At 61.9% G+C, this 22,673-nt stretch carries 19 protein-coding genes and 1 tRNA gene; 12 read left to right on the top strand and 8 right to left on the bottom strand.

Annotated features, from left to right (window positions below; translation table 11 throughout):
• The first annotated feature begins 67 nt into the window (after positions 1-67).
• Positions 68-817: an acyltransferase family protein gene (locus PMX70_RS09175; RefSeq protein WP_271743411.1), complete on the top strand. Its 750-nt coding sequence runs from the start codon at positions 68-70 to the stop codon at positions 815-817.
• A gap of 62 nt (positions 818-879) precedes the next feature.
• Here the strand turns inward: PMX70_RS09175 and aroQ are convergent, their stop codons facing one another.
• The 8 genes from aroQ to aroF form a co-directional block, all read right to left on the bottom strand.
• Positions 880-1,317 carry a type II 3-dehydroquinate dehydratase gene (aroQ, locus tag PMX70_RS09170; RefSeq protein WP_271743410.1) on the bottom strand — a complete coding sequence of 146 codons (438 nt, stop codon included), beginning with the start codon at positions 1,315-1,317 and terminating at the stop codon, positions 880-882.
• Positions 1,318-1,402: 85 nt separating this feature from the next.
• Entirely contained in the window at positions 1,403-2,653 is a 1,251-nt protein-coding gene (locus PMX70_RS09165; RefSeq protein ID WP_271743409.1) for a shikimate kinase, read from the bottom strand.
• Positions 2,654-3,799 (bottom strand): prephenate dehydratase, encoded by a 1,146-nt coding sequence (pheA, locus tag PMX70_RS09160; RefSeq protein ID WP_271743408.1) that lies wholly within the window; start codon positions 3,797-3,799, stop codon positions 2,654-2,656.
• Between the two features lie 54 nt (positions 3,800-3,853).
• Positions 3,854-4,951 (bottom strand): chorismate synthase, encoded by a 1,098-nt coding sequence (gene aroC / locus PMX70_RS09155; protein ID WP_271743407.1) that lies wholly within the window; start codon positions 4,949-4,951, stop codon positions 3,854-3,856.
• 1 nt (position 4,952) lies between these two features.
• Entirely contained in the window at positions 4,953-6,272 is a 1,320-nt protein-coding gene (gene aroA / locus PMX70_RS09150) for a 3-phosphoshikimate 1-carboxyvinyltransferase (protein ID WP_271743406.1), read from the bottom strand.
• Entirely contained in the window at positions 6,266-7,372 is a 1,107-nt protein-coding gene (aroB, locus tag PMX70_RS09145; RefSeq protein WP_271743405.1) for a 3-dehydroquinate synthase, read from the bottom strand. The genes aroA and aroB overlap by 7 nt, the downstream gene beginning before the upstream one ends.
• Positions 7,373-7,408: 36 nt before the next feature.
• Positions 7,409-8,323: a prephenate dehydrogenase gene (locus PMX70_RS09140; RefSeq protein WP_271743404.1), complete on the bottom strand. Its 915-nt coding sequence runs from the start codon at positions 8,321-8,323 to the stop codon at positions 7,409-7,411.
• Positions 8,324-8,326: 3 nt separating this feature from the next.
• Entirely contained in the window at positions 8,327-9,352 is a 1,026-nt protein-coding gene (gene aroF, locus PMX70_RS09135) for a 3-deoxy-7-phosphoheptulonate synthase (RefSeq protein WP_271743403.1), read from the bottom strand.
• A gap of 204 nt (positions 9,353-9,556) precedes the next feature.
• Between aroF and PMX70_RS09130 the strand changes: the two genes are divergently transcribed.
• The 11 genes from PMX70_RS09130 (at position 9,557) to PMX70_RS09080 (ending at position 22,663) form a co-directional block, all read left to right on the top strand.
• Positions 9,557-9,633: transfer RNA gene (locus PMX70_RS09130), tRNA-Arg, on the top strand.
• 76 nt (positions 9,634-9,709) lie between these two features.
• Positions 9,710-12,427, top strand: a complete 2,718-nt coding sequence (locus PMX70_RS09125; protein ID WP_271743402.1) for an HAD-IC family P-type ATPase — start codon at positions 9,710-9,712, stop codon at positions 12,425-12,427.
• A gap of 103 nt (positions 12,428-12,530) precedes the next feature.
• The gene (locus PMX70_RS09120; protein ID WP_158571743.1) at positions 12,531-13,673 is read left to right on the top strand and encodes a zinc ribbon domain-containing protein; all 1,143 of its coding nucleotides are present in this window, start codon (positions 12,531-12,533) and stop codon (positions 13,671-13,673) included.
• A gap of 107 nt (positions 13,674-13,780) precedes the next feature.
• A complete protein-coding gene (locus PMX70_RS09115; RefSeq protein ID WP_055249980.1) occupies positions 13,781-14,323 on the top strand; it encodes a peptidylprolyl isomerase in 543 nt (180 codons plus the stop codon).
• Between the two features lie 11 nt (positions 14,324-14,334).
• A complete protein-coding gene (locus PMX70_RS09110; RefSeq protein ID WP_271743401.1) occupies positions 14,335-15,639 on the top strand; it encodes a tetratricopeptide repeat protein in 1,305 nt (434 codons plus the stop codon).
• Positions 15,640-15,766: 127 nt separating this feature from the next.
• Positions 15,767-16,798, top strand: a complete 1,032-nt coding sequence (mreB, locus tag PMX70_RS09105) for a rod shape-determining protein (RefSeq protein WP_006236061.1) — start codon at positions 15,767-15,769, stop codon at positions 16,796-16,798.
• Positions 16,799-16,876: 78 nt separating this feature from the next.
• A complete protein-coding gene (gene mreC / locus PMX70_RS09100) occupies positions 16,877-17,818 on the top strand; it encodes a rod shape-determining protein MreC (RefSeq protein WP_118328692.1) in 942 nt (313 codons plus the stop codon).
• 11 nt (positions 17,819-17,829) lie between these two features.
• Positions 17,830-18,396, top strand: a complete 567-nt coding sequence (locus tag PMX70_RS09095; RefSeq protein ID WP_055249984.1) for a rod shape-determining protein MreD — start codon at positions 17,830-17,832, stop codon at positions 18,394-18,396.
• Positions 18,397-18,409: 13 nt separating this feature from the next.
• On the top strand, positions 18,410-20,479 hold the full coding sequence (gene mrdA, locus PMX70_RS09090) for a penicillin-binding protein 2 (protein ID WP_271743400.1): 2,070 nt from the start codon (positions 18,410-18,412) through the stop codon (positions 20,477-20,479).
• Positions 20,480-20,488: 9 nt separating this feature from the next.
• A complete protein-coding gene (locus tag PMX70_RS09085) occupies positions 20,489-21,715 on the top strand; it encodes an FtsW/RodA/SpoVE family cell cycle protein (protein WP_055249988.1) in 1,227 nt (408 codons plus the stop codon).
• A gap of 18 nt (positions 21,716-21,733) precedes the next feature.
• Positions 21,734-22,663: a YcjF family protein gene (locus tag PMX70_RS09080; protein WP_117800147.1), complete on the top strand. Its 930-nt coding sequence runs from the start codon at positions 21,734-21,736 to the stop codon at positions 22,661-22,663.
• Positions 22,664-22,673: the final 10 nt, after the last annotated feature.

The raw sequence follows: 22,673 nt of genomic DNA, 5'->3' as shown, positions 1-22,673 counted from the left end.
GCTAGAAATCATATGACGGGGCGCGGGCCGTGTTCCGCTATGCGGTTGTCAATTTGCGAAAGAAATTATGCGTCACCCGTTCTTGATGAGCGGCGCTCCTTTGACGAGCGGTACGCTGGTTGCGGGGCTTAAGACGCTTGTGTTTGCCTCGGGCGTTGATGTGCCTGGGCTTGGCGTTACCGCCGTTGGCATGGCATGGTTTTTGGCGGCGCTGTTTACGTCGCGCCTGTTGTTTAATGCGCTTGTGCGGCTGTTTGATCGCGGCGGGATTGGGGTTGTTTGGCAGGGCGTTGTCTGTGCCGCGATTGCCTTTTGCGGTTTGAGCGTGTCTCGCTATTTTGGTGTTTACCTGCCACTCGATTTGGATCTGAGCTGCTACATCGTCTTGCTGATGTGGATTGGCTATACGGCGCGCCAAAGGGGGCTCGAGCCGAGCGTGAGCAAGCCCCTGCTGTTTATTGGAGCCGGTGTCGCTTGGCTTGTCCTTGCCGCGCTGAGTGGGCTTGAGCTTTCGAGCCGCCGCGTGGATGGGTTTGTGGTTGCGACAGTTGCCGCTCTTGCCGGCAGCTATTTCGTGTGCTGGGTTTCCATGGCGCTGGAGAAGTTGAAAGACGTGCCGGTTTTGGGGTCCTTTGAACAAGCGCTCGTGTTCTGCGGACAGGCCAGTCTTGCCATCTTTGCAATCCATGCGGTCGATTGGTTTATTCCTTGGCAGACGATGCCGCTGCTTATGACGCTGCCAGTGCCATGGCTCTTTGCGTCGATTGTGCGCTGCGGGTGCGACATAGGGTTGGCGTACGTGATCAAGAAGGCGTAATTAAAAGCGGGGAGGACCAAGTTGGTTCTCCCCGCTGTCATTTATTCGGTAGTGTTGCAGGCTTACTTTTCGAGATGCTTTTTCAGCAGCTCCAACGCGTGGGCGTAGCCTTGGAGGCCTTCGCCGGTGATGGTGGCGAAGCAGGCTAGGCGTGCATAGCTCACCTGGCGGAAGTCCTCGCGTGTCTCGACGGCACTGATGTGGACCTCGACGGCAGGGATGGCGACGGCCTTGAGGGCGTCGAGGATCGCGACGCTCGTGTGCGTGTAAGCCGCCGGGTTGATGACGATACCGTCGACCTTGCCGTAGGCCTCCTGGATCTTGTCAACGATGCTGCCCTCGTGGTTGGACTGGAAAACCTCGACCTCGTCGAAGCCCTGTGCGGTGCCCGCTTCCTGGCAGATCTGCACTAAGCGGTCGTAGTTGTCACTACCATAGATGCCCGGCTCGCGAATGCCGAGCATGTTGAGGTTGGGGCCGTTGATGACGAGTACTTTCATGGTTGCTTCCTTTGCGGTTGGGCGGGCGGAGAGGCGGAACGGAAAACCACCACAAAGGTACCTGTCCCCTTTGTGGTGGTTTTTGCTAGAGGGCTGGTGGAAGGGCGTCGAGGACGGCGGCCGCGGTGTTGGCGGCGCAGTCGCGTGAGTCGATGATGTAGTCGGCCCAGGCGCGGTAGTGTGGCATGCGCTGTTCAGCCAGCTTATCGATGCCGTCGCGTGCGGTGATGGGGCGGCCCTTGTGTGCGAGCTCATCGAGCTTACGGTTGAGCATCACGATCTGGCTGTTCTGGTGCAGCAGCGGGTAGTTCTCGTCGCGCGTTACCACGCCGCCGCCGGTGGAGAGCACCAGGCCGCTGCGCTTGGAGATGTCGGACAGAGCCGCCGTCTCCTGCTTGCGGAAGGCCACCTCGCCGCGCTCGACGATAAAGTCGGCACAGGGCATGCCCAGACGCTCCTCGAGCGCGTGATCCAAGTCGATGTGCTCGCGACCCGTGAGCAGGGCGATCTGCTCGCCCACGCGGGTCTTGCCCGAACCCGGCATGCCGATCAGGGCAATGTTTTGCTCGCGGCGGGACAGACGCTCCGTTATGTCCAAGATGCGCTTGCGTGGGGTGACCTGGCCGGTATAGCGCTCAACGGCCTGCGCCGCCTGTGCCACAAGCATGAGCAGACCACCGATGCAGGGGATGCCGCGGCGCTCGGCCTCGAGCATCAGGCCCGTGCGAGCGGGGTTGTAGACAATGTCGATAACGCCTTCGAGCGCATCTAGCCCTTCGAGCGTACAAGGCGCGTCGGGGCAGTGGGGGAACATGCCGGCGGGTGTGCAGTTGACGAGCAGTGCCGCATAAGATTGCTGCGCGATGTTGTCGTAATTGACCTCGCTCGTACGACCCACGGGTACGACGACGGCGCCCAGGTCACCGAGTACCATGCTCGCCGTGGTGCCGGCGCCACCGGTGGCACCGAGCACGAGGACCTTCTTGCCGGCAACCTCTACGCCCAGCTCCTCGACAAGGCACTGAAAACCGAAGTAGTCGGTGTTGTCGCCGCGTAGGCGGCCGTCGGGCAGGCGCGTGATGGTGTTGACGTTGCCCATGCGCTCGGCGAGCGGGCTCAGCTCGTCCAGGTATTCCATGACGGCGCGTTTGTAGGGGATGGTCACGTTGGTGCCTTCCCATTCGTTACCCGTCATAAAAGCCTCAAGATCCTCGGGCTCGCGCTCAAATCGCACGTAATCGAGCCCAGCGACCTCTTTGTAGATGGTCGGGGTGTAGCTGTGGCCCAGCACGCGGCCCAGCACTCCGTAGGGGCGGGTTGCGGCGGTATCGGTCATCTAGAGCACCTCCGTGTAGCTGCCAAAGTAGGTGAAGCTCTCGCACACGTCGTCGATAGAATCGAGCAGGTCGTCGAGGGCCTTGCTGCCAAAGGGGCAGTCCAGATCAAAGTAGAACATAAACTCAAAGTCGCGGCTGGGGATGGGGCGGCTCTCGAGCTTGATGAGATTGATGTTGAGTGCGTAGAAGCGCTCGAGCACGCGGTAGAGGGCGCCCGGCTCGTTGGCCGTGGTGATCATGAGCGAGGTACGGTTGGCGCCGGGGTAGACACGGGGCTCGCGACTGATGACGACGAAGCGCGTGTAGTTGTTGTCCGAGTCCTGAATGTTGGGCTCCAGCACCTCCAGGCCGTAGAGCGTCGCGCAACTGCGCGAGGCGATGGCGGCGACGTCGGTGCGCTCGGAGTTGGCGACCATCTCGGCCGACATAGCCGTGTTGAGATACTTGGTGGCGTGCAGGCCGTGCGCATCGATAAAGCCGGCGCATTGCGCGATGGCCTGACCGTGGCTGTAGACCTCACGAACATCCTGCAGCTTGGTGCCGGGTTTGACGAGCAGGTTGTGATCGATCTTGAGGCGCAGCGAGCGCACGATGTGGAAGTCGAACTGCGCGAGCAGGTCGTAGACGGCGTTGACCGAGCCTGCGGTGGAGTTTTCGATGGGCAGTACGCCAAACTCGCAGAATCCGTCGCGCACAGCGCGCATGACACCTTCGAAGGTCTCGAAGAATGCGATATCGGGCACGTCGAAGAGCTTGCACGCGGCGATCTGGCTGTAGGCGCCCTCAACGCCCTGGCAGGCGACGCTGGCAGTCTGGGGGAAGGGCGTATCGAAGGCTTCGGCAGTGGCATGGGCCTTTTGCGAGACCGTGATGCCCTTGAGTTCGTTGATATAGCGCTGCTGCTCGGCCTTGCTCATGCTCATGAGGAGGCGGAACAGCGTGATGGTCTGCGCCTCGTAGCGCTCGGGCGCGCGGCCGGCAAGGTTGTTGAGTTTGGAGCGCTCGCGGGCGGGGTCGAAGACGGTCTTGCCCATCTCGATTTTTGACTTGGCGACCTCGGTGGCAATGTCCATGCGTTCGACAAAACTGTTGAGGAGCGTGGTGTCGATGCCATCGATGGTCTGGCGGATGTCAGCAAGGTCCATTGGGACCCCTTTCACTGGGTGGGCGTGGGGGCCGGAGTTGGCCCCCGGAGATTTTTAGCGCTGGCCTGCGTCTTCGAGGAGGGAGTCCCAAATCGCGAGGGCGGCGGCTGCCTCGGCTACGGGGACGGCGCGCGGGACGATGCAGGGATCGTGACGGCCGTGGACCGAGAGCTCGGCATTTTCCATGACGTCCATGTCCACGGTCTGCTGCTCGCGGCCAATGGAGGGAGTCGGCTTTACGGCCATGCGCCACATGACGGGCGCGCCGGTCGAAATACCGCCTAGGATGCCGCCGGCGTTATTGGACTCGACCTCGATCTCGCCGGTCTCGACATCGATGCGATACGGATCGTTGTTCTCGCTGCCGCGCATGGCGGCCACGGCAAAGCCCATGCCAAACTCCACGCCCTTTACGGCGGGAATGCCAAACGCGATCTGCGCGATGCGGTTCTCGATGCCATCGAACATGGGGTCGCCGATGCCCGTGGGAAGCCCGTAAATGCCGCACTCCACGATGCCGCCGATGCTGTCGAGTTCGTCGCGCGCGGCTAGGATTTCCTCGCGCATGCGGCCGGCTGCGGCGGCGTCAATGCACGGCAGATCGTTCGTAAGGATCGCCTTGCGGTCGGCCTCGCGGTAGACCATGTCGTCCATGGGCAGGTCGGAGATGCCGCCGATCTGCGCCACGTGCGCCATGACCTTAATGCCGCGGGCCTCTAGTGCCTGCAGCGCGATGCCGCCGGCGATGCACAAGGGGGCCGTCAGGCGGCCGGAGAAATGCCCCCCACCGGCGACATCGTGCATGTTGTGATACTTCACGCGCGCAGGGAAGTCCGCATGTCCCGGACGGGGTTTGCGGCGCAGCTCGGAATAGTCCTTGGAGCGCGTGTTGGTGTTCTCGATAATCGCGGCGATGGGTGCGCCGGTGGTGTGTCCATCGACCACACCGGCAATGATATGCGCAGTATCGGCCTCGCGGCGCTTGGTCGCGGTCTCGTCGCGGCCGGGTGCACGACGGTCCAAAAAGGCCTGCAGTTGCTCCTGGTCAACAGCGATACCGGCGGGGATGCCGTCGAGCGAGCAGCCGATGGCGGGGGAATGTGACTGGCCAAAGATGCTTACGTGCAAAACGTTGCCAAAGGTCGAGGACATGCTATTCCTCCTCGAGCGTGACCTTGCCGCCCAGCAGGCGGTAGTGGTCAAAGAAATCGGGATAGGACTTGTTGACCGCCTCGGCGCCGTGAATCACGACCTCGCCGGTGGCACGGCTCGCGGCAATGGCGGCCATCATGGCGATACGGTGGTCGTTGTGCGAATCGACCTCGCCGCCGGTGAAGGCATCGACACCCTTGATGATGAGGTCGTCACCGGCAATGCGCACCTGCGCGCCCAGCGCAGTGAGCTCACGGGTGGTGGTGACCAAGCGATCGGATTCCTTGATGCGTAGGCGTGCGCAATCGCGGATAAAGGTGCGGCCCTGCGCCAGCGAGGCCACGGCAGAGATAACGGGCACCAGGTCGGGAATGTCGTGGGCACTCATCTCAAAGCCGGCGAGCTTGTCGGACTGCACCGTGGCGGCGTTGGTGGAGCGCACGATGCGGGCGCCAAAGCGCGAGAGCGCGGCAAGCACGTTGCGGTCGCCCTGTGCGGAGCTCAGCGACACGCCCTCGACGGTGATGGGGTCGTTGCCGATGGCACCGGCGCACAGCCAAAAGGCGGCGTTGGACCAGTCGCCCTCGACGGCTACGCTGCCGGGCGTGCGGTACGAGCCACTGTTTACGCGGAAGTTCGTGACCTCGGGCTGGCCGTCCTTGGCCGGAATACGCTCGACGTTGACCTCGACGCCAAAGGCCTTCATGGCCTGGATCGTCAGGTTGATGTAGGGGCGGCTCTCGATAAGGCCGCATACCTGCACGCAGGAGGGCTGGGCCAGCAGCGGGGCTGCCAGCAGCAGGCCGGAGATATACTGCGAGCTCACGTTGCCCGGAAGCACAAAGGTGCCCGGGCGCATGCGTCCGCTCGTCTTGAGCGGAAAATCGCCCAGACCCTGCAGGTCGCAGCCGGCGGCGATGATCTCGTCCGAGAGCGGGGAGAGCGGGCGAGCGCCCAAGCGTCCCTGGCCCACAAAAGTTGCTTCTGCGCCCAGCGCGCAGGCGACGGGCAACATAAAGCGCAGCGTGGAGCCGCTCTCGCCGCAGTCGAGCGTACCGCCGGCAAGCGCCTTGAGCAGGCCAAACTCAATACTCTTCATGGTGGGGTGGACCTGGAAGCCGTCCTCGACGGTCTCGATGCGAGCACCCAGGGCCGTAAGGCAACGCACCGTAGCCTCGATGTCGGCGCAGGTGGTGTTGCAGGTGACGTGTGTCTCGCCGTTGGCGAGCGCGGCGCAGATGATGAGGCGATGCGCCATCGACTTGGACGCGATGGCGGGAACGGTGCCCTTGAGCGGGGACGGGGTGATGCGGGCTAGCATGCGGATGCGTCTCCCTTCTGGCCGAGGCCCTCGGCAATGAGTTCGTGGAAAGTGGAAAGCGGCGTGCGGTCGATGCTGCAGCGGCCAATGCCGTGCGGAATCACTAGATCGATGGTGTCGCCCGCGCGCTTCTTGTCGTGGAGCGCCTCGGCAAAGACGGCATCGGCATCTAGGTCGCAGCGGGTCTTGAGGCCATGGCGGGCGCAGAGCTCCTCAATACGACCGGGCAGCGCAGTATCGCAGACGCCGTGCAGGGCCGCGGCGCGCGTGATGATACCCATGCCGATCGACACGCAGTTGCCGTGTCCCAGCTCAAAGTGCTCGCAGGCCTCGACGGCGTGTCCGGCGCTGTGTCCAAAGTTGAGGAGCTTGCGCTGGTTGGTTTCGCACTCGTCGGCGACGACCACGGCGCGCTTGATGTCGATATTGCGGGCGATGATGAGCGCCACACGGGCCACGTCGCGGTTCAGCAGCTCAAGCGTGAGCGGGGTCTTCTCTAGCTCGGCGAAGAGCTCTGGGTCGGCGATCACGGCGTGCTTGACGACCTCGCCGCAGCCGTCGGCGAACTGCTCGGGCGTAAGGGTGGCCAGGCACCCCACGTCGGCGATAACCACATTCGGCTGCCAAAAGGCGCCAGCCAGGTTCTTGCCGGCGGCTAGGTCGATGGCGGTCTTGCCGCCCACCGACGAATCTACCATGGCGAGCAGACTCGTGGGGATCTGCACAAACTTGCAGCCGCGCATGTAGGTGGCGGCCACAAAGCCCGCCACGTCGCCCACGACGCCGCCGCCGAGTGCCACGATCACATCGGAGCGCGAAAGCTCATGCTCGGCTACAAACTCCAGGATGCTGATGTAGGTCTCGGCGCGCTTGTGTGCCTCGCCGGCTTCGAAGGTGCAGATGCTCACCTCGTAGCCTGACGCCTCCAGGCTCTGCTTAACGGGCATCTGGTAGAGCGGGCCCACGTTGGTGTCCGTCACGATGACGGCCTTGGTGCCGCCGGCAGTGGCGCGCACGAGCGGCCCCGCCTGCTCCAGCAAAAACGTGCCAACATGCACCTGGTAGGGGCGTGCGGTGTCGATATCGATGGTAATCGCCATAAGCTTCGGTCCTTTCGACCTGGCGTGATAGGTGGTCTAGTGGGAGGCCTCGTCGTCGAGTGCGCGCTTAATGCGGTCGCCCTCGGCAAGGAGATTCTCCAGATAGCGCTGGTCGCGGTCCTTAAGGGCGCGGCTGTATGCGCCGAGCGATTCGATCAGATGGTCGATCTCGAAGGCGAGCGCATCGGCGTCATCGATCATGAGCTCTGACCACATTTGCGGGTTGAGGTGCGCCACGCGGGTGAGGTCGCGGTAGCTGCCGGCCGAAAAGCCGTGGTGGACCTGAGCGGTCGGGCTCTTAACATAGGCGTTGGAGACGACGTGCGCGAGCTGGCTCGTAAAGGCGATGACGCGGTCGTGCTCGGTGGCGCTCGTTACGCTGAACTTGCCAAAGCCCAAGGGACGTACCATCTCGCGCACCTGGCCCAAAAGCTCCAGCTTAAGGGCGTCGTCCACTGCGGGCGGTACAAGCACGAGCGGTGCGCCCTGGAACAGGTCGGAGCGGGAATGCGCGTAGCCCGAGAACTGCGTGCCCGCCATGGGGTGCGCGCCCACAAAGTAAAAACCGTGCTCGCGGGCAAGCTTAAAGGCGCGCTCGCACACGATGTTCTTGACGCCCACGGTGTCGATCACCACGGGGCCCATGATGGCCTCGGTGTCGGTGGCGTCGGCGAGTGCCTGAGCGTGCGCTTCGAGCCACTCGATGCAGGCCTCGGGATAGCAGGCAAGGACGATGATGTCGCACTCGCCGAGCGTCTCGTCGTTGAGCTCGCCGGCAACGGTGCCCATGCTGGCGGCCGTCATCACGTCATCGTCGGGGTCCCAGGCCAGCACGCGAACGCCCGCCTGCGCATAGCCGCGGGCAAAGCTGCCGCCGATGAGGCCCAGGCCCACGATGCCGGCGCACTTGGGGCCACCCTGGTTAACGCGTGCGTTTCTCACCGTACCCATGGGCTACTCCTGAACGGGTTCTTGGCAGACGACCTCGCGGATGGCGCGGATGCGGCGCATGGTGTCGTCGAACTGGTCGGGCGTGAGGGCCTGGGCGCCGTCGGACCAAGCGTGGCTCGGGTCGTCGTGGACCTCGATCTCCAGGCCGTTGGCGCCGCAGGCGGTCGCCGCGAGCGCCATGGGCTCAACGTAGCGGGTGTAGCCGGTGGCGTGGCTGGGGTCGGCGACGACGGGCAGGTGCGACAGGTGGTGCAGCACCGGCACGGCGTTGAGGTCGAATGTGTTGCGGGTGCGGGTCTCGAAGGTGCGGATGCCGCGCTCGCACAGGATGACGTTGTCGTTGCCCTCGCTCATGATGTACTCGGCGGCCATGAGCAGCTCGTCGACGGTGCCGGACATGCCGCGCTTGAGCAGAACCGGGGTCTGCGTCTTGCCGACCTCCTTGAGCAGGGGGAAATTCTGGGCGTTGCGAGCGCCAATCTGCATGACGTCAATCTTCTTGTCGAGGAAGACCTGCACGTCGCGCGGGTCCATGATCTCGGTGACGATCGGCATGTCGAGCTCGGCGGATGCCTCGCACAGCAGGTCCAGACCGGCGGGGCCCATGCCCTGGTAGGCGTACGGGGAAGTGCGGGGCTTGTAGGCGCCGCCGCGCAGCATCGTGGCGCCGGCTGCCTTCACGCGGCGGGCGATGCGGATGAGGTTCTCGCCCTCGACGGAGCACGGGCCGGCGATGACCTGGAACTGGTCGCCGCCGATCTTGACGCCGTGGCCGCAGTCGATGACGGAGTCCTCGGGGTGGAACTTGCGGTTGGCGCGCTTGAACGGCTCGGAGACGCGCTGCACGCGCTCGACGACGTCCATGGACTCGAGCAGGAATGGGTCGATCTTGGTCGTATCGCCCACCAGGCCGATGATCGTCTCGTTCTCGCCGCGCGAGACGTCGGTCTTCAGGCCCTTTTTCTCAATCCAGCTGACGATATGGCTGACGGCCTCGTCGCTGGCGCTCTGCTTTAAAATTGCAATCATGGTGTGCCTCTCACCTCGATGGATAACCCTTGCAAAAACGGCCCGCATCGCGAGCCGTGTATATATGGTGCATGAGAGTTTATACTATCTGATTCGCTTTTGCCTTCTAAAGTGAGCCGTTGCGCCGCGTCTTCCCCGGAATTGCAAAGCTTTTTCTTTTATTTTGATAGCCCGTGGTGCACTTGGGTATAATGCCAAACGTTGGCCCTATTAGCTCAGGGGATTAGAGCGTCTGCCTCCGGAGCAGAAGGCCGTTGGTTCGAATCCAACATGGGGCACCATCGAACGTGAGACCGTCCGAACCTCGCATGGTCCGGGCGGTTTTTCTTATACCGACGCGACGTGATGGGACGTGGTATGGCAGCAACGGATATCGAGCGCGGACTCTCGACCGCCGAGGTCGAGGAGCGCATCGCCGCCGGTAAGATCAACCGCAACATGGAGCTCAAGACCAAGTCGGTCAAAGAGCTCATCATCGAGAACCTCTGCACGCTGTTCAATTTGATCAACGTGATTTTGGCGTTCCTAGTCATTTTGACCGGTTCGTTTAAGAATCTGACGTTCCTGTTCGTAGTGTTCCTCAATACTGCTATTGGCGTCATCCAGTCCATGCGTTCCAAGAAGATGGTCGATAAGCTCACGCTGCTGACCTCCAAGAAGGCCATTGCGGTGCGCGACGGCGCCGAGGTGGAGCTCGACCTGGACCAGATCGTGCTCGACGATATCATCCGCCTGGGGCGCGGCGACCAGATTCCCGCTGACGCCGTGGTGGTTTCGGGCGAGGCGCTCGTGAACGAGAGCCTGCTGACGGGTGAGAGCGACCTCATTAAGAAACAGCCCGGTTCCGAGCTCATGAGCGGCAGCTTTATCGACTCGGGCTTGCTGCGCGCCCGCGTGATCCATGTCGGCGCCGACAACTACGTGGCCAAAATTAATAACGAGGCGAAGTACGTCAAAAAGGTCAATTCCGAGATCATGAACGCGCTTAACGCCATCGTGCGCTTTGCGAGCATCATCATGATCCCGCTCGGTTTGGCGTTGTTTGCCTCGAGTGTGAGCGAGCTGTGGGATGCCGCGGGAACCCCGGGCGATAGCGCGCTTTCGTGGTGCTTCTCCGAGCTGTTGGCTGGTCATGTGCCTTCGTCGGCGCTGCTGTCCACGGTGGGCGCCCTGCTGGGCATGATCCCGCAAGGCCTGGTGCTGCTGACCTCGTCGGTGCTCGCCATCGCCACGGTGCGCCTGGCCCGCCGCAAGGTGCTGGCGCAGCAGCTTTACTGCATCGAGACGCTCGCTCGCGTCGACGTGCTGTGCCTGGACAAGACGGGCACCATCACGTCGGGTCGCATGGAGGTCGAGGGTACCTATCCGCTACCGGTCGAGGGTATGGGTGTGGGGGAGAGCGACGCCGCCGTTCCCGTCGATAGCACGGTGCTCGATTTTGCGCTGGCTAACGTGGCGCGTGCGACCTCGGCCGATGCCAACGAGACCTGCCAGGCGCTGCTCAACTATTACGCCGATCGCCCGGTCGAGGTGTCTGAGCCGCTGTCGGTCATTCCGTTCTCGTCCTCCAAAAAGTGGAGTGGTGCCTCGTTTGCGCAGGGCTCCTATGTGATGGGTGCGGCGCAGTTTGTGCTCTCTGATCGTGCGTTTGCCCAGGTCGAGAACCGTGTCGCCGAGCTTGCCGATACCTGCCGCGTGCTCGTGGTGGCGCGCGTGGACGGCTTTACGCCCGATGGCGATATGGTGGGCGAGGCCGAGCCCGTGGGCTTTGTGACCATCCGCGACGAGATTCGTACCTCGGCGGCCGAGACCATCGGCTACTTTAACGAGCAGGGCGTGACCCTTAACGTGATCAGTGGCGACGACCCGCGTACGGTGTCGTCGATCGCGCGCGTGGTGGGCGTGCCGGGGGCGGACGCTTATGTGGACGCCACGACGCTCGATACGCCGGCCAAGCTCGATGCCGCAGTGGACCGCTACCATGTTTTTGGTCGTGTGACCCCGCAGCAGAAGCGCGAGCTCGTGCAGGCACTCAAGCGCCGCGAGCACACCGTGGCCATGACGGGCGACGGCGTCAACGACGTGCTGGCGCTCAAGGAGGCCGACTGCTCCGTCGCCATGGCGGCCGGCTCCGATGCCGCGCGCAACGTGGCCGAGATCGTGCTCGTCGACAACGACTTTGCCTCGATGCCTGCTGTGGTGGCCGAGGGCCGTCGCTCCATCAACAACCTGCAGCGTTCGGCTTCGCTGTTCTTGACCAAGACGCTGTTCTCGATGGGCCTGGCGGCGCTGTGCATCGCACTGCCGCCGTACCCTTTCGAGCCGATTCAGATGACGCTCATCAACTTCTTCTGCATTGGCGCGCCGGGCTTTGTGTTGGGCCTGGAGCCCAACAATGCTCGCGTGAAGGGGTCGTTCCTGACGAACGTGCTCAAGCGGACACTGCCGGCGTCGCTTGCGGTCATTTTGGCCGCGGCGCTCGATATCTTTGTGGCGCGCGTGTTTGGCTTTAACCAGCTCACGCTGTCTACGATGTGCCTACTTACGTCGTGCGCGGCGAGTGTCAGCCTGATCTGGCGTATCTCGCAGCCCCTCACGCCCTTACGTGTGGCGCTCTTTGTGTTTGTAGTTGCCGGCATCCTGACGGGCGTTATCGGATTCCCGAAGCTGCTGTCTATTGCCAACCTGTCGATGGGCCAGATGGTTATCTTGGCTGTCATCGTGGTCATCACCTGCTCGGTGTTCTTTAAGCTCGCCACGATGATGGATTCGCTCAAGCCGCGTCGTCGTCATGCCGCAACTGGTTTTGGCCGCGGTGTGCGCGTCCGCTTGGGTCGCGGTGGCGGCAAGGTGAGCTCGACGGGTTCGACGGCCGAGCGTTTTGCCAAGCGCGTCGCCGCCGACATGGCGCAGCGCCGCGAAGCTCGCACCGTTCGTGAGGCCGAGGCCCGCGCACTCGAGGGCGTGGCCCAGGCCCAGCCCAAGAAAAAGAAGGGTACCGGAGTCAAGCGCTCCCGCGTGACCAAGTCCGCCCAAGGCATCAAAGTCTCGATGCCAAGCAAAAAGAAGAAGTAACTACGCGCCCTGGCGATGTTGAATTGGTGCCTTGCTCCTGTGGGGCCGTGGCGATGTTATGCTCTAACCTCGATTGTTTGAATTGCTTCGAAAAGAGGATGCCGTGATCTGCCCGCATTGCCTTAAGACTATCGAGGACGGCGCCTCGTTCTGTCCCTACTGCAACGCCTATGTGGGTCCGGGCGATGGTCCGGAGCACACCGAGTTCGTGTTCTGTGAGGGCTGCGGTGCCCGTCTTTCTCCGCATGATCGCACGTGCCCCAAATGCGGACGCCCCGCTCCGGGTATCCTCTCCGAGGACGCGGCCGCATCCGACCTGGCAGCGGGCCGCACGGCGGGCTTTCCGCGCCTAACGCAAGAGCAGATCGATACCGAGGTGCCGCATGCGCCGGCCTCTGCCGCTGCGGTGCTTTCGGACGCCGCCGACCCCAATGAGACCTGCGTGCTGCCGGCTTTCGATAAGGATTTCGGTATCCCCAAGGTCGATATTCCCACGCCCGTTTCCCTGCATGACGATGCTCAAAAACCCAAGCGCAAGGTGCATCCCGACGAGGACGCCTATCACAAGCACAAGCGTCATATCCCCAAGCCGCTCATTATCATCGCGGTCCTTGCCGTCGTTTGCGGCGGTGCCTATTGGTTCGTGACGGCCGATCCTATGGGTGTCATGCCTGGCTTCTACGACCAGTTTGGCCAGGCCGCGCAGACGACCTTCCCCACGCGTCAAAAGGGCGAGGCCACTGAGGACGATACCAAGCAGGACGATTCTGCCGAGGTGGTCCAGGAAGAAACCGTGCTCACCGATGATCAGCTCTATACCAGGCTCGACGGTCTGTATCAGACCATCGTGTCCTATGCTGACGAGGATCAGATCGGCGAGGTCATCGATTCCTTTAACAACGGCTATCTCCGAACGCCGCTGTCCACTCGTCAGGAGCTGTCGCAGAGTGCCTACGCCCTGCGTGACCAGATAAAAAAGACGCAAGATGAGCTTAACAACCTGAAAGTACAGGACGATACGGTCTATGCGGATGACATCGCCCACTTAAAGCAGCTTGCCGAGTGGATGTATGAGCGCGTCGACGTGATCTGCCAGAGCTGGGATATCTCGCTGGCCATTCCCGATGGCGAGTCGATGAGTTCCCACCAAAGCGAGATCCTGGCGCCCATCGCGCAGGGCGGCAACAGCGCGCTGAACCAGTACGACGCCAATGTGGGTTCCTGGAAGCCGCAGCAGCGTTCCTAAAATTAGTTCGCCATAGTCGGCATAACCTACGTGCGCAATTGATGTAAGCCCGTGCTTATTGCTACAATTCGTACAAATATGCTTTAAACGCACGAGGAAGGAACCACATGTTTGGTTTTAAGAAAGAGCTCTACACGCCCGAGTATCAGCTTGTCGGCGACGAGTGCGCCGTAATCGAGACGTCGAAGGGTACCATCAAGGTCAAGTTTGACGGCGAGGGCGCTCCCATTCATGTCGCGAACTTCTGCGAGCTTTCCACGATGGGCTTCTATGATGGCCTTAAGTTCCATCGCTATGTGCCCGGTTTTGTTATCCAGGGCGGCGACCCCAATACCCGCGACATGTCCGGCGCCGACGTCGCTGCCGGTCTTGAGGGCCCCGACGGTATGCCCGGTACCGGTGGCCCCGGCTACTGCATCAAGGGCGAGTTTGCCACCAATCCGCGCAACAGCCATGTCGATGGCGCCCTTGCCATGGCACGCTCCATGGACCCCGATTCCGCGGGTTCGCAGTTCTACTTCTGTCTGGGTGCCCAGCATAACCTCGATTCCGGTTACACCGTCTTTGGTACCACGGTCGAGGGTCTCGATGTGATTTCGCAGCTGCGTGCCGGCGACGAGATCGTCCATGTCGAGATCGTTCACGAGTAAAGGGGACTTCCTTGAATAGCCAGCTGATCCAACAGGGCCGCGCCGCTTACCGCGCGGGTGATTTTTCTGCTGCAGCCCAGATGCTTGGGGCGGCAAAGACTCCCGATGAGATTATGGGCGAGGCCGATCACCTTCGTGGCAACGCCTTGATGCACCTGGGCATGTATGCCGAGGCCGCCGAGGCCTATGCCGCCGCCCTCAACGACGGTACCTACGGCAAGCGCGGCGCGCTGCTCACCAACCGCGGCAAGGCGCTCGCCGCCGTGGGCGACTACACGACGGCCGCTCAGGCTTTCTCTGCCGCTACGCAGGATGCTTCCTATGCCACGCCGTTCAAGGCCTATCTGGGCCTGGGCAATGCGCTGTTCCAGTCGGGCGACTATGCCAACGCGGGAACCGCCTTCCGTCAGGCTGCCATCGACGGCGCCAATCCGGCTCCTGCCGCCGCACTCGGCGAGCTCGGTCGTTGCTTCATTAAGCTCGGCCGTCCGGCGGATGCCGTGGAGACTTACCGCACGGCTATCGACTTTGCCGGCCCCCGCGACGACACGCGTGCGCTCAACGCCGGCATGGGTCAGGCGCTTTCTGCCGCCGGCCGTCCCTCCGACGCACTCGACGCCTTTAATGCCGCTACTGCCGATGGCATCTACCAGCTCACCTCCGAGCAGGCCGATGAGCTTGCCCGCGTGCAGGATTCGCTTGCCGCGCTGTCTGCCCAGACGGCTATGGCCACGGCTCCGGCGCCCGCGATGGACGCTCCTGCCGTCGATCCGCTCGATCCTACGGGCGCGACCGGTCAGTTTATGCCTGATCCCTCGGACACCGGCTTCTTTACGCTGTCCGAGTCTGAGATGGTCCAGCAGGACCGTCAGGATCGTAAGCAGGCCAAGGTCCGTCGTCGCCATCGCCATATGGGTCTCAAAGTCTTCATCGTGCTGCTTCTGCTTATTTTGATCGCCGCGGGCGGTCTGGGCTTTGCCTACACGCGCGGCTTTGGCTTCCCGTCTCAGGAGTCTGTCGTTACCGATCTGTTCCAGGCTGCCGGCGACGGTGACGCCGCAAAGGCCGAGTCTTGCCTGGCCTCGAGCCTGTCCGAGGACGCTAAGTCGATGATCATCTCCTCGATTCCGCAGGGTGCCACCGTGTCCGTCGAGGGCATGGATCAGTCCATGACCGAGACGACCGCCAAGGTGAAGGCATCGCTGTCCAAGGGCGGCGAGCAGGAGTACACCGTCAAATTCGTGCGCTCCGACAACCATATCGGCTGGGCCGTTTCTTCGCTCGATATGGATTTCTCGGCTGCTGACAACCAGTAGTGACCTTATGGGATTTAGCTTTGCCCGGCGCTTCACCGCAAGTGAGGTGCCGGGCTTGCGCTAGTATGATGAGCTAGTAGTTTTCCAGCAATCATCCAACACATCAGGAGTTGCGTTGTTTTCTTTGATGGATATGTTCTTCGGTAGCTATGCGGGCGATCTTGCCATCGACCTCGGCACCGCAAATACGCTTGTCTCCGTGCGCGGTAAGGGCATCGTCATTCGCGAGCCCTCTGTTGTCGCCATCGACAAGAACGACGAGCGCATCCTGGCGGTCGGTATCGAGGCAAAGCGCATGCTCGGCCGTACGCCCGGCAACATCGTGGCCGTTCGTCCCCTGAAGGACGGCGTCATCGCCGACTTCGATGTTACCGAGGCCATGCTTCGCTACTTTATCGACAAGGCGTCCGAGAAGCGCTATCCGTGGACTCCGCGTCCGCGTGTCGTCGTCTGCGTTCCCTCCGGTGTCACGTCGGTCGAGAAGCGCGCTGTCTTTGAGGCCACGATCCAGGCCGGTGCCCGCCAGGCCTATCTGATCGAAGAGCCTATGGCAGCCGCTATCGGCGCCGACCTGCCCGTCGAGGAACCCACCGGCTCCATGGTCATCGACATCGGCGGCGGTACCACCGAGGTTGCCGTTATCGCTATGGGCGGCATCGTCGTCTCGCAGTCCATCCGTATTGCCGGCGACGAGTTCGATCAGGCCATCCTCACGCACGTTCGTGATGCCTACAACCTGGCCATCGGCGAGCGTACGGCAGAGGACATCAAGATCAAGGTCGGCTCCGCCGTGCCGCTTAAGGACGAGCTCGACGTCGAGGTCAACGGCCGCGACGTGATTACCGGTCTGCCCAAGACCGTGCGCATCGAGAGCGAGGAGATTCGTCGCGCGCTCAACAAGCCGCTCGACGAGATGGCCAAGGCCGTCAAGGACGCACTCGACGCTACGCCTCCCGATCTTGCCTCGGACCTTATGTACTACGGCATTTTGCTGACCGGTGGCGGCGCGCTGCTGCGTGGTCTCGACGTGCGCCTGCGCGATGAGACCGGCGTTTCGGTCAACGTCAGCCCCACGGCGCTCGATAACGTTGTTAACGGCTGTGCCCGCGTGCTCGAGGCCAATGCGTTTGATGGCGGCTTCGTCCAGACCAATGCTTAATTTCCAAAAGGTGGATTCCATTTGGCACGATCTTCGGGTTTCTCCACAAATCTGAATACCAAGCGACAATCAACGGGTATGCGCCCGTTGATTGTTTTCAGCCTGATTTCGGTGTTGCTGCTCACGTTTTATATTCGTGAGGGCGAGACGGGGCCGATTCATGCCGTGCGTTCGGGCGTGACGACGATTACCTCGCCGGTACGTTTTGTGGGCTCGGCTGTGGCGGCTCCCTTCAATGCGATCGGCAACGTGTTCTCTAACCTTACGGCGTCGCAGGACACGCTTGACGAGCTTAAGAAGCAAAACGAGGAACTGACCTCTAAGGTCGCCGAGCTCTCCGAGGCTCAAAAGACCGCCGAGCGACTGGAGGGTCTGGTCGGCCTGCAGTCGACCTATAACCTCAAATCGACCGCTGCTCGTATCGTTGGTGCCTCCGGCGATGCCTGGACCTCGACCGTCACCATCGATAAGGGTTCTGCCGACGGTCTTACCATCAACATGCCTGTGACGAGTTCTGCCGGTGTCATAGGCCAGATTATTGAGGTTTCGGCCAAGACGTCCACCGTGCGCCTGATTGGCGACGAGAACTCGGGCGTGTCCGCTATGGTGCAGGACACGCGCGCCCAGGGCATGCTGCAGGGTCAGGCTGACGGCACGCTGCGTCTTGAGTACGTGAGCGTCGACTCCGACGTTAAGGTTGGCGACATCATCGTGACCTCGGGCATTGGCGGTGTGTTCCCCAAGGGCCTTCCGCTCGGCACCGTCTCGTCGGTTGAGAAATCGGCAAACGACGTGTACTACACCATTGTGGTGCGCGCTCAGACCACGGCCGAGAACAACGAGGAAGTGCTGGTCATTACCTCGCTGACCGACGAACAGTCGGCCTCGGATGAGGACGTGAACACGGCCAACAGCACGCCGCAGGGAACGTCGCGCGATGCTGCGACCAAGACGAAGGACGAGAGCCCGGATGACAGTTCCGACACGTCCGAGACGACCGATTCCGGCTCGAGCGAATAGGGGGCATGTCCATGGATCTACACGAGCAGGGGATGAGCTCCCGCACGTTTGTAATCGCCGCCATTGTGTGCGTGCTGCTGCAGGCAGGCCTGGCACCGCAGATCTCCATTGCGGGCGGTCGCGTCAACTTTATGATTATCCTGGTGTGCCTAAGCGTGTTCTCGGGCGACCCGACCCGTGCCGTCGTGTGCGGTTTTTGCAGCGGCTTGTTCTATGACCTTTCCGCTGCCGTGCCGGTGGGCGTTATGTCGCTCCTGCTGACCGTGGGTTCTTTTGCCCTGGTGCATAGCGCTGCCGGTCAGACGGGCGGTACCCCGAGTGCGCGCGGCATCACTGTGGGCGCCTTCGCGCTCGTTATTAATGTGATCTACAGCATCATCTTGCTGTTTATGGGTTTGGAGACGAGCTTTGTCGTGGCGATCTTTGGCCATGCGCTGCCGTCTTCGATCCTGACGGGTCTGGTTGCCATTCCGTTTTTGATGTCCGGCGTCGTGCCGCAGTCCGGTTATGGATTCTCCGCACGTGGCGGACGCCAGACGGGCATGCGCTTTAAGCCCAAGACCCGCAAGCTCAAATAGGGGAGGCCTGTAGATGTCTTCCCAGATGACGGTTATTATCGCCGGTATCGTGCTGGTTGTGGCCATCGTGGTCGCACTGGTCATCATGCGTCGCGGCGATTCTCGTTTTACCTACGATACGCAGCATGGAACGGCCCCGCGCGCCACCGAGGGCGAGGGCAATACCGCGGCGACCGCCTTTAAGGGCCGCTTCTCCATCCTCACCACGGGTGTGGGCGCGATGTTCGCGGCGCTTGCCGTCAAGCTGTGGGGCATGCAGATGGTCTCGTCGGACTATTACGAAAAGCAGGCTAATAGCAATCAGACGCGCACCGTTACCACACCCGCTGTGCGTGGCCGCATCCTCGACCGCAATGGCGTGGCGCTTGTCCAGAACCGTCCCTCACTTGCTGTCGTGGCCTACCGCGACCTTGCCGAGGATGAGGTTCTGGTTCGCCATCTTGCCAACGTGCTCGGTATGCCCTACGTGGCGGTTCTGCGCAATATTCAGGACAATTCCGAGGGCGCCCAGAGCCTGCATACCATCGCGACGGACGTCCGTCGCTCCACGGTTGCCTATATTCAGGAGCACGCCGGCGAGTTCCCGGGCGTCAAGATTGCCGAGCGTACCGAGCGCCAGTATCCATATGGCGAGACGGCATGCCATATCTTGGGCTATACCGGCACCATTACCTCCGAGCAGCTCGAGGCCCAGAATAAGAAAACCTCTGGCGATGATGATGCTTCTGCTGGCCGGATTACGTACCAGTCGGGCGATATCGTGGGCCAGGCGGGTGTTGAGAGCTACTACGAAAACCTGCTGCAGGGTATTCGTGGCGAGCAGACCGTCAAGGTCGATGCCTCGGGCAATGTGACCGGTCAGGCCGGCGCCGTGCCCGCCAAGGCCGGCTCCGACATTAAGCTCACGCTCGACCTCAAGATCCAACAGGCCTGTGAGACGGCGCTGGCGAGCGCCATCGAGCTTGCCAAGACCACTGGCTACAGCAATGCCGGCAACGGCGCTGTGGTGTGTCTCGATCCCAACAACGGCGAGATCCTGGGCATGGCGAGCGAGCCCAAGTTCGATCCGTCCGTCTTTATCGGCGGCGTCTCAAATGACGTGTGGACCGAGCTCAATGATGACAAGGGTTCGCACCCGCTGCTCAACCGCGCCATTAGCGGACAGTACATGTCGGCCTCGACCATCAAGCCGCTCTCGGCACTGGCCGGTCTTGAGTTTGGAACCTACACTTCAACGCAGACAACCAACTGCACGGGCTATTGGACGGGCTTGGGCAAGGCTTGGGGCAAGCGCTGCTGGCTGACGTCTGGACACGGCACCATGACGCTGCAGTCGGGTATTGCCAACTCGTGCGACCCCGTCTTCTACGATATGGGCAAGGCGTTCTTTTATGACGAGCAACATTCCGAGGGCCTGCAGGAGGTCTTTCGTCGCTGGGGCCTAGGCAAGACCTGCGGTATCGATTTGCCGAGTGAGGGGGCGGGCCGTATTCCCGATGCCGAGTGGAAAGAGTCGTACTTTACCGACGCCTCTGCCGAGGACCGCAAGTGGAATGCCGGCGATATGACCAACATTGCCATCGGCCAGGGCGACATTTTGGTGACGCCTCTGCAGATGGCATGCGCCTACATGGGCCTTGCCAACGGCGGTAAGCAGTACGTGCCTCACGTGTTTTTGTCTGCCGTGTCGCGCGATGGCGACGGCGATGCCTATAAGTACAACGGCAAAGGCAAGAAGAAGCGCTTGGAGGCCAAGATCAACAGCGATTCGGATTTGGCTCTTGTTCGCAACGGCATGCACGACGTGATTTACACGGCATCGACGTCCCTGGCGGCTCACTTTGGCACCCTGACGCCGCAGGTATACGGCAAGTCGGGCACGGGCGAGAAAAGCGGCGAGGACGAATACGCGTGGTTCTGCGCCTATGCGCCGGCCGATGATCCCAAGTATGTCATCGCTACTGTCCTGGAGCAGGGCGGCGGTGGCTCAGATACCGCGATGCATGTCGTGCGCGACGTGCTCGGCGCGATTTATGACGAGCCCGATACCTCTTCGGCCTCGGGCGATTCTTCGGTTCGATAGGAGGTTGCGATGGATTTTTCTCCGGCGGATCTGTTCCGTTCAACCAAGACCGGCTCTCGCAGCAGCCTGGACCGCGTCAACAAGCAACTTTCGGCCTCGCGCGGTACGTTTCGCCAAAAGGTGCATATCGGTGTGCTGCTGGCTACCGTCGCGCTCGTTGCCTATGGCGCCATCATTATTTGGTCGGCGTCACAGTTTAAGGCCGACGCCTCATTCTCGCGCCACCTGCTGGGCATTGGCATTGGCGCGGTGCTTGCGGTGCTCGTCTGGCGTACCGATCTGCGCGGCATCTCTAACTTCTCGACGGCGCTGCTCGTCATCGACCTGATCGTGATCTTCTCGCCCAAGATTCCGGGCCTGTCCTATACGGGCGGTCTGGGCATGACGGGCTGGATCAAGATTCCCGGTATCGGCTTGACATTCCAGCCGGTTGAGCTTGCCAAGCTCATCACCATCTTCTTTATCGCCACGCTTGGCTCGCAGTATAACGGCCGCATCGATACCGTTCGCGACTACGTCAAGCTCTGCGGCATGCTGTCCATTCCGTTTTTGGCCGTCGTCGCCATGGGCGACCTGGGCTCGGGCCTGGTCGTGCTGGTCTCGGGCGCCATCGTCATCTGCATGAGCGGTGCACGCCGCGAATGGGTGCTGTCGACCCTGGCCCTGCTCGTGGGCCTGGTGGCCCTCGTCCTGGCGCTCGATTCGGTCTTTGATTCGTTGCTCGGCCACGATGTGCTCATCAAGCAGTATCAGATGAACCGCCTGACGGTCTTTATCGACCCCGATAATGCCGATTCGGACGATGCCTACAACCTGCAGCAGTCGCTTATCGCCGTTGGCTCGGGTGGCTTCTTTGGTAAGGGTTTGGGCCATGCGACGCAGTCGGCCGGCGGCTTTCTGCCTGAGTTCCACACCGACTTCGTCTTCGCCTTCCTGTCCGAGACCTTTGGCTTTTGCGGTTCCTTTTTGCTCCTGTGCCTCTACGTGCTGCTGATCTTTTCGACGATTCGCGTCGCCTTTAAGTGTGAGTCGCTGTTCTTGCGCCTATCGTGTGTGGGCATCGTTGGCATGTGGGCGTTCCAGACCTTCGAAAACATCGGCATGTGCATCGGCATGATGCCGATTACCGGTATTCCGCTACCGTTTATTAGCTTCGGTTCGTCTTCGATGATGATTCAGCTGCTGACGGTGGGTATCGTACAATCCATATGGCGGCATCGTTCGGGCGCCGCGTAACCGCTGGAGGGGTTTGCTATGAAAATTCCCGTAGATAAGCTGACGCGCGCTTTTAAGATGGGCGCGTCCGTTAAAAAGGATTCCGATACGCCGGTGCGCGTCTCGGTCTATTTGGATTCGTCCGCCTCGCGCTTTCTGGCCGAGACGGTGCGTGACGCCTTTGTACCGCAGACGACCTCGGGCATTGTGCGCGTCGAGCGTCTGGGGGAGGAGCGAATTGCTCCAAAGACCGATACCGATGTGGTGCTGGTGCTCTCGTGCGGCTCCGACCGCTTGGAGAGTGCCGTGCAGGAGCTCGTGATCGCCGGCGCCCCCGTGTGCGTGCTTGCCGAGTCTGCTGTGGAGGTGCCGTTTATCGAGGAGTCCACGCCTGTGCTCGGCGTGGTAGCGGCAACCGATAAGACGTATCTGCTCGAGACGCTTGCCCGCTGGATTCTCGATCGCACCGAAAAGGAAACGGCTTTTGCGGCGAACTTTGCCTTCATGCGCATCGCGGCGGCCAATCGTATCATCACCTCGTGCGCGCTCACCAATATGGCGACCGGTGCGCTGGTGTTTTTGCCGGGCGCCGATTATCCCGTTATGGCGCTGGCGCAGGTGGGCATGCTCTTTGAGCTCGCTGCCGTCTTTGGACGCGGCATTAAGCCTGAGCGCGGCTACGAGGTCGCGGGCGTGCTTGTCGGCGGTCTTGTGATCCGCGCGGTCACCCGCGCGCTCGTCAAGCAGACGCCGCATATTGGGTTTGCCGTCAAGGCGCTCACTGCTGCCGCGGGCACCTATGGCATGGGCCGTGCGCTCGTTTCGCTCTACGAGCGCGATGTCGACTACAGCCGTGCCAACGAGGTGGTTACTGCCACGTTCTCCCGCGTTCGCGATCTGGTGACCACGGTCGCGGGCGCTACCCGTCCTATGGCGTCCTATCAGGACGCATCCGATCTCGCTGCTTAGGGGTTTTCCG

This window comes from Collinsella aerofaciens (assembly GCF_028206795.1).
Lineage (GTDB): Bacteria > Actinomycetota > Coriobacteriia > Coriobacteriales > Coriobacteriaceae > Collinsella > Collinsella aerofaciens_AX.
The sequence above is the reverse complement of the archived record's forward strand: the minus strand, read 5'-3'. Positions and strand labels throughout refer to the sequence as shown.